Below are 14658 nucleotides of genomic sequence, written 5' to 3'. Positions count from 1 at the left end.
AACACAACAATGGAAACCTCGCAACTATCAGCCGCCATACATGCCAAATGCCCGAAATGCCGCAGGGGCGACCTGTTTGCTACCAGTATGTATGGGTTTTCGTCGCAAAAAATGAATACCAGCTGCTCGCACTGCGGTTTTACATTCGAGATTGAGCCGGGGTATTTCTATGTGGCTATGTTTGTAAGCTATGCTTTTAACATTGCCCAAATGGTAACCATGGCTGTAGCTATTTATGTATTATTTGGCAGCCATAACCCGTGGGTGTATGTTGGCGCGTTGTTGGGGGTATCTGTTGTGCTTTCGCCGTTTAATTTTAGGTACTCAAGAGTTGTGCTGCTATACTGGCTAACCCCCGGCATTCATTACGACCCCAACCGCGCTCGTGACGATTATCAAAAAATAGGCTAATTATAACCTGGGTTTATTAGGCTTTATCGGTGCTTCAAAAGTATTTACGCCACGTGTTTTAAACTTGCGGCGATAAACTTTATCCTTACAGGCTACATACATTACATCAAAATTACTGCCGCCAAAGCAAAGGTTAGCGGGTTGCCCGTTAGGTATCGGGAAAATAATGTTTACCCGTCCGGCTTGGTCGGCAACTTGTATGCCTAATCGGGTGGCTATATATACACGGCCCGCGCTGTCTACCTTCAGGCCATCGGCACCGGCATTATCCTGGTTGTCGGGAGTGTAAAGCCAGTCGTAGCGCTGTTTATTAGAGAGGGTTCCATCCGGATTTATTGAAAACAGGTAAACAAAATGCGTCCCCATTTCGGCAACGTATAATTGGGTTTGGTCGGGCGTTAACGCAAGGCCATTCGAGTACTTCATACCCTCGTCAACCACCACCTTTTCGCCATTGGGCCTTACCAAATATATTTTGCTGGGTTTCTCCATGCCATCGGGAGCTGTAACATACATATTTCCATTTTTTGCTACCGCGATATCGTTTCCGGGGATGTCGCTGGCAACAACTTTCTCTTTGCCTTTGACATCGTAACTCAAAATTTGATTGGTTGCGGTAGCCACGGTATAGCGTACACCCTTATTATCAAAGCCGGTACCGCCTGCTTTTTTCGAGTCGATTTTCAGATCAGTCACCTTACCATCCAACCCAACTTTATAGGTTTTTGCATTGGGTATGTCCTGGAAATAAACCTCGCCTGCGGTGTTAGCGATTAACCCCTCTGTAAAGCCATAACCCTCGCCAACCAGCTCCCAGCCCTCGCCGGGGATAATAATATCATGCAGCATTGCATTTTTGCTGATGCCGGTTGTAATAGGTGCCGGATAATCTTTCCATAACCACCGCATAGCTGCCGGGAACATCGCCTCGGCTTGTTTACCGTTATGATTACCCTCGCCCCAGGCATGCTCTACCTGCGTGCCCACAAATTGCAGCGAGCGTTCCATCATCTGGTTAGCAAAGAACCAATCGCCGGGGTAGGAGTTTTGGTCATTACTGCCATCCTGCAAAAATACACGCATGGCACGTGGCTCATATTTCCTGACTAATGACGAGTAACGCTCGCCGCCCCGCAAACCAACATACGTGCCTATACCCGAAAACACTTTCGAAAACTCGTTGGGCTTTTCCCATGCTGCGGTAAAAGCCGCGATGGCACCGCTGCTATTGCCGCCAATGGCGCGGTCGTTACCTGTTTTTAATAAATGAATGGCACGGCCATCGCTGGTTTTTTGTTTCTCTACATCGGGTAAAAGCTCCTGCAAAATAAACCGGGCATAAGCATCACCCAAACCATCATACTCTAAGCTGCGATTGTAGCGATCTAAACCGGTTTTTTGGTCTGCCGCCACTATCCGCCCCGGCGAAACAAAAACGCCTATGGTAACCGGCATTTCTTTGCTGTTTATCAGGTTGTCAAAAACAATAGGGGCTTTATTCTGGATACCATCCTGGTTAATATATACGCAAGCCGGTTTGGTGCCATCATATTGCGCGGGTATATAAACCCAATACTCGTGCATTTGCCCCGGGAAGATCTTAGAGTTTTGTAAGGTAAATTTTAGCACCTCGCCTTTAGGCACCCCAGCATGCGCGACAGATGCCGGGTCGACCGGGTAATTTTCAACAGGCGCCTGGCCAAAAGTTAATACCGGCAAAAAGAATAAACAGGCATATAGCAATGCTTTCATAACACGTTCAGGAAAAGGGTTTATAATTGATTATAGTAAATATATGGGTTTTAACTATAACCTAGCATTTTAGGGAGAAAATATAAGCGCTGTTACAACAAGAGGAGGGTAACCTCTTCTTCTAGTTTAGATAAATATTTAACAACAATAACCAAATCACATCATCTGATACATTGTCATAACCATGGATAATCCTATTTGGGGTATCAATGATCTTTTTGATGTCAGTAATTTTAATATCAGGTTGTTTCTTTATGATCCTATTGGCTGCTTCACCAATAATTTCAACGTTTCTTTTAATGGCCCTTTTGGCTTTAAGGTCTTTTTTAAATTGAAAGAAGTTTTTCTGGTCTGGAAGAAAATGGTCAAGATTTGTTTCACCCGCATGAAACAAAGCAGCATTACACAGGGCTTCGTCAAATCCTTTTGCAATCACACGCAACCTGCTTGCATTTTTTATTACTTTTGTGCCAAATATAATTTTGCATGAAGAACACAGCCCTTAGCGAAACCCATATAAAAGCAGGTGCCAAGATGGTGCCCTTTGCCGGTTACAACATGCCGGTACAATATGCAGGCATTAATGCCGAACATGAAACCGTGCGCAAAGCAGTAGGCGTGTTTGACGTAAGCCACATGGGCGAGTTTATTTTAAAAGGCGATAACGCGCTCGACCTGATACAACGCGTAAGCAGCAATGATGCCTCAAAACTATATGATGGCAAAGTGCAATACTCATGCCTTCCCAATAAAACCGGCGGTATTGTTGATGATCTGTTAGTTTATCGCATTGACGAGAAAACCTACATGCTAGTAGTAAACGCGTCAAACATCGAGAAGGATTGGAACTGGATAAGCCAGTTTAATACCGATGGCGTGGTGATGAAAGATATATCAGACCGCACCTCTTTACTAGCTGTACAAGGACCAAAAGCCGCCGAAGCTTTACAAAACCTTACAGATATTGACCTGGCATCAATGGAATACTATACCTTTAAAAAAGGCACATTTGCCGGTATTGATAACGTAATTGTATCTGCAACAGGCTATACCGGCGCAGGAGGCTTCGAGTTATATTTTGACAATGAACATGCCGAAGCTATCTGGGATGCCATATTTAAAGCGGGCGAAGCATTTGGTATTAAACCAATTGGCCTGGGCGCACGTGATACACTGCGTTTAGAAATGGGTTTCTGCTTATATGGTAATGATATTGATGATACCACCTCACCTTTAGAGGCAGGCTTAGGGTGGGTAACCAAGTTTAATAAGGGGTTCACTAACTCGGCAGCTTTGCAGGAACAAAAAGCGGCAGGCGTAAAGCAAAAGCTGGTTGGTTTTGAAATGATTGATCGCGGCATACCCCGCCATGACTATGAGATTGTTGACACCGATGGCAACAACATTGGTAAAGTAACATCGGGCACGCAATCGCCATCATTACAAAAGGCTATAGGTATGGGTTATATAAAGAATGAGTTTGCCAAAGAAGGCACCGAGATCTTTATTAAGATCCGCGATAACAGTATTAAAGCTAGAATAGTTAAACCACCTTTTTATAAATAGTATTTTGAGTCAACCAATAAACAAACCGTCTGCAAAGGGCCTGGATGTTTGCCTTACCCCAGCGCTGATCCCGCTTTATAATGTTGAAGATTACATTGTTGTAGTTATTGATATTTTTAGGGCCACAACCTCTATTTGCTACGGAATTGAAAATGGTGCCGAGGCTATTATACCGGTATCGCAGGTAGAAGAATGCAGCGCCTATTTAGAAAAAGGCTTTGATTACTTACTGGCTGCCGAGCGCAATGGCGAGGTAGTAGTAGGTTTTGACTTTGGTAACTCGCCATTCTCCTATACCAAAGAGAAGGTAGCGGGCAAAACTATTGTGCTCACCACCACTAACGGCACCCATGCTTTACACCTTTCGCGCAGCGCAAAAAAAATAGTTATAGGCGCATTTATTAATCTTACCGCTATTTGCAACTGGCTAAAGCAACAGGATGAGAGCATTCTGCTGGTGTGCTCCGGCTGGAAAAACAACTTTAATCTGGAGGACACCTTGTTTGCAGGTGCCGTTGTTGAGCAACTAAAGAATAGCGGTTTTGTAGTTGATGACCCTGCGCTAGCTGCTAATGATCTTTATAACATTGCCAAAGATGACCTGAATAAATACCTCAAAAAAACCTCGCATAGCGAACGCTTGAAAAAATTAGGTATTGAGGCTGATATTGAGTTTTGTTTAAAGATCGATCTAACAACCGCTATCCCGATTTTAGATGGAGATAGATTGGTAAAGTTGCAGTAGCAGTAAATATTGTCAATTTAAACAGCCACTTATTTTAATTTCTCGTTATTCTTGTGCCTATCCGCATCGCGGATGCTTTTCTTTTCCATGTTCTTTTGCAGGGCATCGGTCAAATCAATATTGGTTTGGTTAGCCAAGCATATCAGCACAAATAAAACATCGGCCATTTCATCGGCAAGGTTAACTTCTGTATCAGATTTTTTGAAGGATTGTTCACCATATTGCCGCGCCATTATGCGGGCCACCTCACCAACCTCTTCCATTAATATGGCCGTATTGGTTAACTCGTTAAAATAACGAATGCCGGTTGTTTTTATCCACTTGTCTACCAATCTCTGTGCTTCGGATAGTTCCATAATTAGTGATTTTCCTTGTCTTTTGTATCCATGATTATTGTTACCGGCCCGTCATTTATCAAGCTTATTTTCATATCGGCACCAAATACACCCGTGGCAGTTTTTTTGCCGGTAATGGTATCAAGCGTCTTTATCATTTGTTCATACAATGGTATTGCCCTATCTGGCCTTGCGGCTTTTATAAATGACGGTCTGTTACCTTTTTTCGTTTGTGCAAACAGGGTGAATTGCGAGATCAATAAAATACTTCCACTTACATCGGCCAATGCTTTATTCATCAAACCACTCTCATCGCCAAAAACACGCATGCTTGTTATTTTTTGTGCCAGCCATTGTACATCTTCTTCGGTGTCTGCGTCCTCAATACCCAGCAGCACCAAAAACCCCAGGCTGATCTCGCCGGTTATGGCCCCGTCAACTTTACAGTTTGCCTCAGAAACGCGTTGTATTACTGCCCTCATTTATAGAATCAAGAGTTAAGAATCAGGAAGCAAGATAAAAAACAAATGGTAAAAAGCATCTCTTCAAATGAAAGGGCTTAGGTGGTCTATTGTACCATCACCGCCATAGTGGGCGTGCGGTCACTTTCGTTTTTCAACCTGTCGATAGCCGTAATTACATACAAATACGTTTTACCGCGTTGTGCTGTCGTATCAACATACATCGGGTTAGCATCATATTGTATATGTAATATATGGTCAGGCGCTGATATGTCTATCTTTTCACTACCCTCAAAACGGTAAATAACATAGCCATAAACCAGTTCATTGTCTTTTGCCGGTAATGGGGCATCCCATTTTAATTGTATTTTATTGGTATTGGGTACTTTGGCTACTTGCAGGTTTCGCGGAGTGTTAGGCGGCACAGAATCCAACCATAACATAACCGGCGGCAATGCCGGGTGCTTGTAATAATTTAACCGTAAGGAGTCGGTAAATCCCAACTTATTATCTGTTAATGATTGCGAACTAAAAAACACGCTGCCCTGAACGCGCGGGTTATTACGCAACAATTTTATTTGATCAGGCATTTGCTGCGGATACTTAAAGGCTCCTATTTTTCTTTCATTTATTCGGTAAGCGGCTTGTCCTATATATAAATGCCGGTTATAGGTATTAAGCCCCCACCAATCCAGTAATTTTTCAAAACCCGCCAATGAATAACCTATTGGCCAGTATATTTGCGGGTTAATATAATCCAGCCAGCCTTCTTTTATCCATTTCCGCGAATCGGCATATAATTCATAATACGAGTCGCCACCTCTTGTATCAGACCCTTCGGGGTTTTGCGATTTATTGGCCCAAATGCCAAACGGACTAATGCCAAACTTTACACGCGGTTTATGTTTGTGGATACTATCGCTAAGCATTTTTATCAGTTGGTTAACATTGTCGCGACGCCAATCTCTGATATCACTAAAATTGCTGCCATACTGGGCATAGGTAGCGGCATCGTTTATTTTTTGTCCGGCTATTGCATATGGATAAAAATAATCGTCCATATGTATGCCGTCTACATCATAATTATCAACTACATCTAAAACAACCTGCACAATATATTCACGCACTTCGGGTATGCCCGGGTTAAACAGCTTTAATCCTCCATAAATAAAAAACCACTCAGGCTTTTTGTTGGTGATATGGTCCGGGCTTAGGGCCGAGTATTTATTATCAAATGTAGCACGGTAAGGGTTAAACCAGGCATGTAGTTCAATTCCCCGCTTATGTGCCTCTGCAATAGCAAAATCTAACGGGTCATAAAAAGGTGCGGGGGCCTGTCCCTGTTTGCCCATCAGCCATTTAGACCATGGCTCGCGGCCCCTGCCATAAAAGGCATCGGCAGCCGGGCGCACCTGGAACATTACTGCATTTAGATTAGTACGCTGGTGCTGGTCCAGTATATTAACCAACTGTTGCTTTTGCTGATCAACTGTCGAGCCTTGCTGCGGCCAGTCAATATTAACAACAGTTGCTATCCATGCCCCTCTAAATTCGCGCTTAGGGTGGGCACGATATTTAAGCATGACTGTGGTATCTGTTTGGGCTTTTGCTTTTGTTATAACTAATAACGTAAACAGAAGTATAAAATAGCGTAATTGGTGCATTAACAGGCTTTCTTTTAGAAGTGCAAAGATATAAACTCATTAATAAGGCGGTTTATTATGGCAAATAATAATTGCGTTTTATGCAATTTGTAGCTACTTTTAGCCAATCGCGGTCAAATTATTTATAGACAATTGTAAAAACAATATCATAAATTTCGCATTATTACGTATATTAATAGTTAACCAATGATTGATGCGGAGTAAAATCGGCCCATCTTTAATAACGGCATGTCCGAATTTAATTATTATTTAAGTACAAAATCAGACAATTTTTATGGAGAACCAGCAAACACAAGAGCCTAAAAAAAACTCGAACGTTATTTACTTTTTAGTGGTAGTAATTGTAGCATTATTAGGCACCGACGTGTATTTATACATGAAGAAGAATAATTCGGACCTTAAAGTTGTTTACCAAAACGATGAAAAGACCCGGCTACAAACAGAACTGGATAGTTTAGAAGCACAGATTGAGCAGGTAAATTCAGGTAAAACAAAAATGTCGGCAGAGCTACAGGCAAAAAACGATTCGCTTAAATCCAAAATAAAAGTTTTAAGAAGCGAACTGGCCAAAGGCAAACTTACCGCCGCCGAACTAAGCAAGGCACAAGAGGACGTAAAACAACTGCGCTATTTTGTTACCAAATACACTGCCGATATTGACGAGCTTAAAAAAGAAAATGTATCATTAACTACCGAAAGAGATACTTTAAAAACCAATCTTACCTCGGTTAGTGAAAAAGCTACCAACCTTGAAAAACAAAATCAAGATCTTGACAGCAAAGTAAAAGTAGCATCAGCATTAAAAGTAGCTACCACCAGCGTTGTTGGGTATAAGGTTAAAAAGAATGGAAAAGAAAGCGATGAAACCAAAGCCAAAAACGTTAATAAACTAAAAATAAACTTTACCGTTGCCAGCAATGCTATAGCAGCAAAAGGATCGCATGATATCTATATCCGCATTATTGACCCAACCGGCAACCTGATAACAGGTGCAGACGCCGGAACATTTAATGCCGATAGTCAAGATTTGCAATACACCTATAAAACATCTATTGACTTTAAAGACGATGGCGTTAATTATACCGTTGATTGGGTTTATGCATCACCATTCCAAAAAGGAACTTATACCGTATTGCTTTATGCCGATGGTTATACTATGGGTAAAACAAGTGTAACGTTTAAATAAGATACACCCCGCAAACGCCATTGCGAGGAACGAAGCAATCTCTACGCCGAAAGGTATGGAGGTTGCTTTTTTGTTTTAGGGTACTGTACCAGGTACGCATGGATACACCTGTGTACACTTGAATAGGTTACTTACCTGTCTTTTTTGGTTCCGATAGGTAATAATGCCATAACAGCATAGTAGCTACCGTCCTATAAGGCTGCCATTGGGCGGCAACGGCTATTATTTCCTCTCTTGTAGTTGTTGCCGGCAAACCCTTAACCCGCTTTAAAGCATTAACCGCGGCAAGGCCACCAATGGGGAACAGGTCAGCCCGTTGTAGTACAAACATCAGGTAAACATCAACTGTCCAGTTGCCAATGCCTTTTAGGGTGACCAATTGCGCACGGATCTTATCGTCTGGCAATTGCTCAAATGCTTCTAAGTCGATATGTCCGCTTATTAATGCCTCGGCTAAATATTTAATGTAAGCTGTTTTTTGGCGACTGCAATAACAGGCCCTAAGCTCTTCGTCCGTTAATAATAGCACTCGCGCAGGAGTCAGCTCCTGCACCCGCTCTTTTAATTTATTTAAGGCCGATAGCGCCGATGCCAGCGATACCTGCTGCTCTAAAATAATATGCACTAAAGTTTCGAATGTATTGGTTCGACTCCATAGTGGCGGGTAACCATGGACTTTAATAATACCCGCTAGCTCTGTATCGGTTAATGCTAATTCATCACAGATTTGGTGATAGTTGGCTTGGGAGAACTTTGTTATCATATAATTGTTATTTAAAAATACTAAAAAATTTAGGATTTAGCGTTTACTTTTCAGATTTTTACTACATGAACAATCTCCCGCCATTAGCAGAACGCATGCGCCCAAAAAACCTGGACGATTATGTGGGACAAAAACACCTGGTAGGGCCGGGCGCGGTATTGCGCAAGGCTATAGAAAGCGGCGCGTTGCCGTCTATGCTGTTTTGGGGCCCGCCGGGTGTGGGTAAAACTACGCTGGCTTATATTATATCGCAAACGCTTGACAGACCCTTCTTTTCGCTAAGCGCCATCAACTCGGGTGTTAAAGACGTGCGCGAGGTCATTGAAACCGCATCGCGTTTAAAAGAAGATGGCGACACACTACCCGTATTGTTTATTGATGAGATCCATCGTTTCTCTAAATCGCAACAAGACTCGCTTTTAGGCGCTGTAGAGCGTGGTATAGTTACATTGATAGGTGCAACTACAGAAAACCCATCCTTCGAGGTTATATCGGCTTTGCTATCGCGATGCCAGGTATATGTCCTGCAGCCATTGGAGGAGGATGACCTGGTAAGTTTATTGGATAAAGCGAAGAAAGAAGATATTGTACTACGCGATAGAAAGATCGACGTTAAAGAATATGAGGCTTTGCTGCGCCTATCCGGCGGCGATGCGCGTAAGTTGTTGAATATTTTTGAGTTGTTGGTAAATGCTATCTCGGGCAAAAAAATAGAGATCACTAACCAAATAGTGTTGGATCATGTGCAGCAAAACATGGCGCTGTATGATAAAGCCGGCGAGAATCATTATGATATTATATCTGCATTTATTAAATCCATGCGGGGCAGCGATCCTAACGGCGCGGTTTATTGGCTGGCGCGGATGATTGCCGGTGGCGAGGACCCGTTGTTTATTGCCCGCCGCATGCTCATCCTGTCATCCGAAGATATTGGCAATGCCAATCCTAATGCCTTGTTGCTGGCTCAGGCCTGCTTTAATTCGGTTAACGTAATTGGCATGCCCGAGTCGCAATTGATCTTATCACAAACAGCTATTTATTTGGCAACATCAGCCAAAAGCAATTCGGCTACTACGGCTATTGGTACGGCCATGGGCTTGGTAAAACAAACCGGCGATTTGCCTGTACCTCTGCACTTGCGCAACGCCCCAACCAAGCTGATGAAGAATATTGGTTATGGTAAAGATTATAAATATGCTCATAGTTTTGAGAACAACTTTGTTGATCTTGACTTTTTGCCCGATGCCATAAAGGGCACAAAAATTTACGAACCTGGTAACAATCCAAGGGAGTATGAGTCAAAAGAAAAGTTAAAAAAATTGTGGGGCGATAGGTATAAATATTAGGCCTCACCCCGGCCCTCTCCAATGGAGAGGGAGAAGCCAACGCACAAAGCCAACACAACAAGCAAGTCCCCTCCTTTGAAGAGGATTTAGGTGAGGCATTTATTAATTTATTTAATTATAATTACAGTAATTAACTATTTTTTAGCAGGCCGCATGATAACAACTTTCTTTAAGCACGAGTTTAAAGCCTTTTGGCGCTCAAAAAACGCGGGTAAGAACCTTGCGGTCCGCATAATAATGTCGTTGCTTATTTTAATGCTGCTTCTTTATGTAGTGGCAGCCGGGTTCTTAATGGACCTTATACTTAAAAAAGTATTTCCCCATGATTCTTTGATATTTTCATTTTGTGGTATTGTACTGGTTTATTTTGTTGGCGAACTGTTTTCAAGGATCCAATTGCAAGAGTTACCAACCCTACGGGTACAGCCGTATCTACAACTACCTATTAAACGCAATACCATTGTTGGTTACCTTGCGCTTACTGCACTTTTTTCGGTATTTAACTTATGGCCATTTTTATTGTTCTGGCCGTTTTTATTTAAAGTAGTATTGCATGACGAAGGCGGCCTGGCTGTGATAAGTTTTATGGTGTCGCTTTTTGGCCTGTCTGTTTTTAATAACTACCTGGCCCTGTATATTAAACGAAAAGCCAACTTAAACGGCTGGGTATTTTTAGTTGCTTCCGCTGTTTTGATATTGGTAATTATGGGCGATACTTCATGGCACTTATACTCCATCCGCAATATATCCTACCTGTTTTTTGGCAATTTAATTAATCATCCTGTTTTAGCCTTAGTGCCGGTATTGTTAGGGGCCACCATGTATTATTTAAACTTTATCTATCTTAAACAAAACCTTTACCTGGAAGAACTAAGCACCAAAAAAGACAAATACAAAAGCAGTACCGAGTATCCTGTTTTAAGTTATTTTGGCGCAACCGGCGACCTGGTAGCTAGCGAGGTCAAATTGATATTGCGGAACAAGCGCCCTAAGTCGGCTTTGATCATGTCATTGTTCTTTCTGTTTTATGGATTGATATTTTATACCAATCCCGGGCTTAAACACAACGAGTGGATGAAGCTTTTTGCAGGGATGTTCATGACCGGGTTTTTCATTATTAACTACGGACAATTTATGTTTAGCTGGCAGGCTTCGCACTTTGATGGCTTAATGGTGAGCAAAGTTAGCTTTGTTAATTTTTTAAAAGGCAAATATCTTTTGTTTACCACTACTTCAACGGTAGCGTTTCTGTTAACCATACCTTACGTTTATTATGGCTGGCGGGTATTGCTGGTGCATTTTGTAATGTACTTGTGGAACTTAGGCGTAACCGTTAACATTGTATTATACTTTGCCAACCGCAATGCCAAACGCATTGACTTGAGTAAAGGTGCATCATTTAATTGGGAAGGGGTTGGCGCAACGCAGCTTATTCTATCGTTCCTGCTGTTTTTACCGCCGTTTATCGTTTATCTGCCCTTTAAATTATTAGGGCATCCTGACCTTGCGCTAGCCACTCTTGCCGCTTGCGGTGTGGCAGGCATACTTACCCGCGGCTACTGGATAAATTTCCTGGAAGCTGACTTTAACAAACGAAAATTTGCCATACTTGATGGCTTTAGAAATAAATAAAGATGATACAAGTAAAAGATCTTAAAAAAGTTTATAGCGGCGTTATTGTTGTAAACATACCGCAGCTGGAGATTAAAAAAGGCGAAAGCATTGGCTTGGTTGGTAATAATGGTGCCGGTAAAACTACACTGTTTCGTATGATACTTGATTTAATACGCCCCGAAAGCGGCGAGGTATTATCAAATGAAAAGCCCGTTGCCGGCAATGACCATTGGAAAGATTATACTGCGTCTTATTTAGACGAAGGCTTTTTGATAGACTACCTTACCCCCGAAGAATACTTTTATTTCATCGGCGGCCTGCACCAACAAACCCGTGCTCATGTGGACGATTTTTTAGCAGGATACACCGACTTTTTTAACGGCGAAATATTAAAACGCGGCAAATACATCCGTGATCTTTCAAAAGGTAACCAAACCAAAGTGGGCATAGCATCATGCATGCTGCAAACCCCTGAGTTGTTAATGCTGGATGAGCCTTTTGCTAATATTGACCCAACCACACAGTTCAGGTTAAAAGCGATGATCAAGGAAGCTAACCAAAAAGGCGTTACCACCATCGTATCAAGCCATGACCTTAACCACGTTACCGATATTTGCGACCGCATATTGCTAATGGAAAAAGGAAAGATTATTAAAGATATAGCCACTAACTCGACTACTCTGTCCGAACTGGAGCAATACTTTGCTATCGGTGGTGCGCCAACGCCCGCCGCGCCCATTATTGATGAGGAGGAAAACCATTAATAAACGATACTCGATTGTCATTCATGTACACCATCAGAGAAGCAACCGTAAACGATGCAGAAACCATCAGGGCGCTGGCCAATGAAATATGGTGGCCAACATACTCGTCTATACTAGCCGATGATCAGATCAATTTTATGTTGAATGACCGGTACTCTACGGGTGTACTGGCCAAACAAATTCAAGATAAGGAACAAACTTATTTATTATTGATTGCTGAGGAACAAACGGTAGCCTTTGCCGCTTATTCGCCGGATGATAAGGATCCGCATATATATAAGCTTCATAAACTATACATGCTGCCATCAACCCAAGGAAAAGGATATGGCAAGATTTTGTTAAATGCTGTTTATGAAAAGGTACTGGCGGCAGGTAAAAACATATTGGAATTAAACGTGCATCGCCGCAACCCGGCCAAAACCTTTTACGAAAAAATGGGCTTTACCATAGCCTATGAAATAGACATTCCGTTCGGCCCATATTTTTTGAATGATTACGTTATGCGGAAGGAGTTGTAATATTTAGAAATCGAAGTTTAAAAACTTCGTTAGTCTTTTTGAAATACAGTTTTGGGCTCTTAATCCTTTTCCGGATACATGCTTGTGATCAATCTGCGCAGTGATAGCTCCACTAACACACCAAGTCCAATACCAATGGTATAACTTGCTAAATCGCCAATATAGAAAGTTTCGCCTAATAATACTTTGCCAAAAAAAGTAGTGCGTAAATTATTTATCCAGGGAGCCTGGTAAAGCTGGCTAAGCTCGGTAGCGTAAGCATAAATTAGGCTTACAATTATGGTAAATGTTAACGCTTTTTGTATGAAGAGGAATCGCATTAACAGAAAGACAGCCAGTCCCCATAAAATATCACCAACAAATAACGGTATAACGGCCGGTGATAACGTACGCGATACCAACCCGGTAATAACGGTAATTATAATAAGGATTAAATAAATCAGACGTGCTTTTAGCATTGGTTAAATATATATATTTTAGAACATATAGTTAAACCTAATGTATAAAAAAAGCGCCCCAATATCTATCGGGACGCTTTTTTTATAAATGTTGTGTGCTTATTAAGCGGTTACAGTTTCTGCTTCCAAAGCCATTTGCTCATCAATTAGGATACGGCCGCAATGCTCGCAAACAATAATTTTTTTGCGTTGGCGGATATCAGACTGACGCTGAGGCGGGATTTGGTTAAAACATCCTGAGCATGAATCGCGCTGGATAGTAACTACAGCTAAACCATTTTTAGCATTTTGGCGCAAACGATTGTAAGCAATCAATAAACGTTCTTCGATATTAGGGATAGCTTTTTCTGCCTGCGCAGTTAATTCGCTTTCGTCTTTTTCGGTTTCGGCAGTAATAGTGCCTAGCTCATCTTTCTTAGCGTCAAGGTCGCTTTTGCGAGCCTCAAGGTCAGCCAATGCTTTTTCATAAACCTGGGTTTTTGAAGCTATCTCAAAACCAAATTCACGTATTTTTTTCTCGCTAACTTGTATATCCAAACCTTGTATTTCAATCTCTTTCGAAATTGCATCATACTCGCGGTTGTTTTTTACTTCGTTAAGCTGGGTTTCGTATTTTTTGGTGTTAGCCAATGAATCTTTTATCAGATTTTTGCGGGTAACAATATCATCCTCCAAATCATCAAGCTCACTTTTAATTTTTTGTATACGGGTTTCCAAACCTGCAACATCATCTTCCAGATCGGCAACCTCCATAGGTAATTCACCTCTTATCTGGCGAATTTTATCAATTTTAGTGTGGATGGTTTGTAATTCGTATAACGCTTTAAGCTTTTGTTCTACGGTTTGTTCCATTATTTTGACGGGATTTATACTTATTTCTTTTTATAAACGGATGGCAAAGATACAACTTTTTTAAAATATTTTATAATTGAATTGTAAATTGCTAATATTCAAAAGTGTAGAGGGCATCAAAACGACTATTATGTCATTTCGAGCATAGCGAGAAATCTATACATAAGCATGTCGCCGGCCTATTCGTGTATACATCTCTTCCTTTGGTCGAGATGACAATTAA

General features: G+C 41.7%; 16 protein-coding genes. 8 read left to right on the top strand and 8 right to left on the bottom strand.

The features are described from left to right. Positions 1 to 9 precede the first annotated feature (9 nt). Positions 10 to 411: a DUF983 domain-containing protein gene (locus tag JWQ34_RS00830; protein ID WP_299352507.1), complete on the top strand. Its 402-nt coding sequence runs from the start codon at positions 10 to 12 to the stop codon at positions 409 to 411. On the opposite strand, the gene JWQ34_RS00825 is transcribed toward JWQ34_RS00830, so the two are convergent. Together JWQ34_RS00825 and JWQ34_RS00820 are read right to left on the bottom strand one after the other, a co-directional pair. After that, positions 412 to 2163: an SMP-30/gluconolactonase/LRE family protein gene (locus tag JWQ34_RS00825; RefSeq protein WP_299352506.1), complete on the bottom strand. Its 1752-nt coding sequence runs from the start codon at positions 2161 to 2163 to the stop codon at positions 412 to 414. A gap of 121 nt (positions 2164 to 2284) precedes the next feature. Beyond that, positions 2285 to 2599 (bottom strand): HepT-like ribonuclease domain-containing protein, encoded by a 315-nt coding sequence (locus JWQ34_RS00820; RefSeq protein ID WP_299352505.1) that lies wholly within the window; start codon positions 2597 to 2599, stop codon positions 2285 to 2287. A 50-nt stretch (positions 2600 to 2649) separates the two neighbouring features. On the opposite strand from JWQ34_RS00820, the gene gcvT reads away from it, so the two are divergent. Together gcvT and JWQ34_RS00810 are read left to right on the top strand one after the other, a co-directional pair. Further along, positions 2650 to 3729, top strand: a complete 1080-nt coding sequence (gene gcvT / locus JWQ34_RS00815) for a glycine cleavage system aminomethyltransferase GcvT (RefSeq protein WP_299352504.1) — start codon at positions 2650 to 2652, stop codon at positions 3727 to 3729. A 4-nt stretch (positions 3730 to 3733) separates the two neighbouring features. Further along, positions 3734 to 4474: a 2-phosphosulfolactate phosphatase gene (locus JWQ34_RS00810; RefSeq protein ID WP_299352502.1), complete on the top strand. Its 741-nt coding sequence runs from the start codon at positions 3734 to 3736 to the stop codon at positions 4472 to 4474. A gap of 29 nt (positions 4475 to 4503) precedes the next feature. Here the strand turns inward: JWQ34_RS00810 and JWQ34_RS00805 are convergent, their stop codons facing one another. From JWQ34_RS00805 to JWQ34_RS00795, 3 genes are all read right to left on the bottom strand, one after another. Further along, entirely contained in the window at positions 4504 to 4830 is a 327-nt protein-coding gene (locus tag JWQ34_RS00805) for a nucleotide pyrophosphohydrolase (protein ID WP_299352500.1), read from the bottom strand. A gap of 2 nt (positions 4831 to 4832) precedes the next feature. Beyond that, positions 4833 to 5291 (bottom strand): D-aminoacyl-tRNA deacylase, encoded by a 459-nt coding sequence (gene dtd, locus JWQ34_RS00800; RefSeq protein WP_299352498.1) that lies wholly within the window; start codon positions 5289 to 5291, stop codon positions 4833 to 4835. Between the two features lie 86 nt (positions 5292 to 5377). Further along, entirely contained in the window at positions 5378 to 6853 is a 1476-nt protein-coding gene (locus JWQ34_RS00795) for a family 10 glycosylhydrolase (protein WP_299352496.1), read from the bottom strand. A gap of 355 nt (positions 6854 to 7208) precedes the next feature. Between JWQ34_RS00795 and JWQ34_RS00790 the strand changes: the two genes are divergently transcribed. Beyond that, positions 7209 to 8120, top strand: a complete 912-nt coding sequence (locus JWQ34_RS00790; protein WP_299352494.1) for a hypothetical protein — start codon at positions 7209 to 7211, stop codon at positions 8118 to 8120. 127 nt (positions 8121 to 8247) lie between these two features. Here JWQ34_RS00790 and JWQ34_RS00785 read toward each other — a convergent pair whose 3' ends face one another. Continuing rightward, the gene (locus JWQ34_RS00785) at positions 8248 to 8883 is read right to left on the bottom strand and encodes a DNA-3-methyladenine glycosylase 2 family protein (protein WP_299352492.1); all 636 of its coding nucleotides are present in this window, start codon (positions 8881 to 8883) and stop codon (positions 8248 to 8250) included. A 65-nt stretch (positions 8884 to 8948) separates the two neighbouring features. On the opposite strand from JWQ34_RS00785, the gene JWQ34_RS00780 reads away from it, so the two are divergent. The 4 genes from JWQ34_RS00780 to JWQ34_RS00765 all read left to right on the top strand — a co-directional run bounded on the left by JWQ34_RS00780 (position 8949) and on the right by JWQ34_RS00765 (position 13125). Then, positions 8949 to 10229 carry a replication-associated recombination protein A gene (locus JWQ34_RS00780; RefSeq protein WP_299352490.1) on the top strand — a complete coding sequence of 427 codons (1281 nt, stop codon included), beginning with the start codon at positions 8949 to 8951 and terminating at the stop codon, positions 10227 to 10229. A 153-nt stretch (positions 10230 to 10382) separates the two neighbouring features. Next, entirely contained in the window at positions 10383 to 11861 is a 1479-nt protein-coding gene (locus JWQ34_RS00775) for a DUF5687 family protein (RefSeq protein WP_299352488.1), read from the top strand. Between the two features lie 2 nt (positions 11862 to 11863). Further along, entirely contained in the window at positions 11864 to 12607 is a 744-nt protein-coding gene (locus JWQ34_RS00770; RefSeq protein WP_299352486.1) for an ATP-binding cassette domain-containing protein, read from the top strand. A gap of 23 nt (positions 12608 to 12630) precedes the next feature. Beyond that, positions 12631 to 13125 carry a GNAT family N-acetyltransferase gene (locus JWQ34_RS00765; protein WP_299352484.1) on the top strand — a complete coding sequence of 165 codons (495 nt, stop codon included), beginning with the start codon at positions 12631 to 12633 and terminating at the stop codon, positions 13123 to 13125. A 59-nt stretch (positions 13126 to 13184) separates the two neighbouring features. Here the strand turns inward: JWQ34_RS00765 and JWQ34_RS00760 are convergent, their stop codons facing one another. Together JWQ34_RS00760 and JWQ34_RS00755 are read right to left on the bottom strand one after the other, a co-directional pair. Further along, the gene (locus tag JWQ34_RS00760; protein WP_299352482.1) at positions 13185 to 13583 is read right to left on the bottom strand and encodes a DUF2809 domain-containing protein; all 399 of its coding nucleotides are present in this window, start codon (positions 13581 to 13583) and stop codon (positions 13185 to 13187) included. 102 nt (positions 13584 to 13685) lie between these two features. Continuing rightward, complete coding sequence (locus JWQ34_RS00755; protein WP_299352480.1) at positions 13686 to 14435, bottom strand: C4-type zinc ribbon domain-containing protein; 750 nt, start codon at positions 14433 to 14435, stop codon at positions 13686 to 13688. Positions 14436 to 14658: the final 223 nt, after the last annotated feature.

The organism is Mucilaginibacter sp. (assembly GCF_028288185.1).
Lineage (GTDB): Bacteria > Bacteroidota > Bacteroidia > Sphingobacteriales > Sphingobacteriaceae > Mucilaginibacter.
The sequence above is the reverse complement of the archived record's forward strand: the minus strand, read 5'-3'. Positions and strand labels throughout refer to the sequence as shown.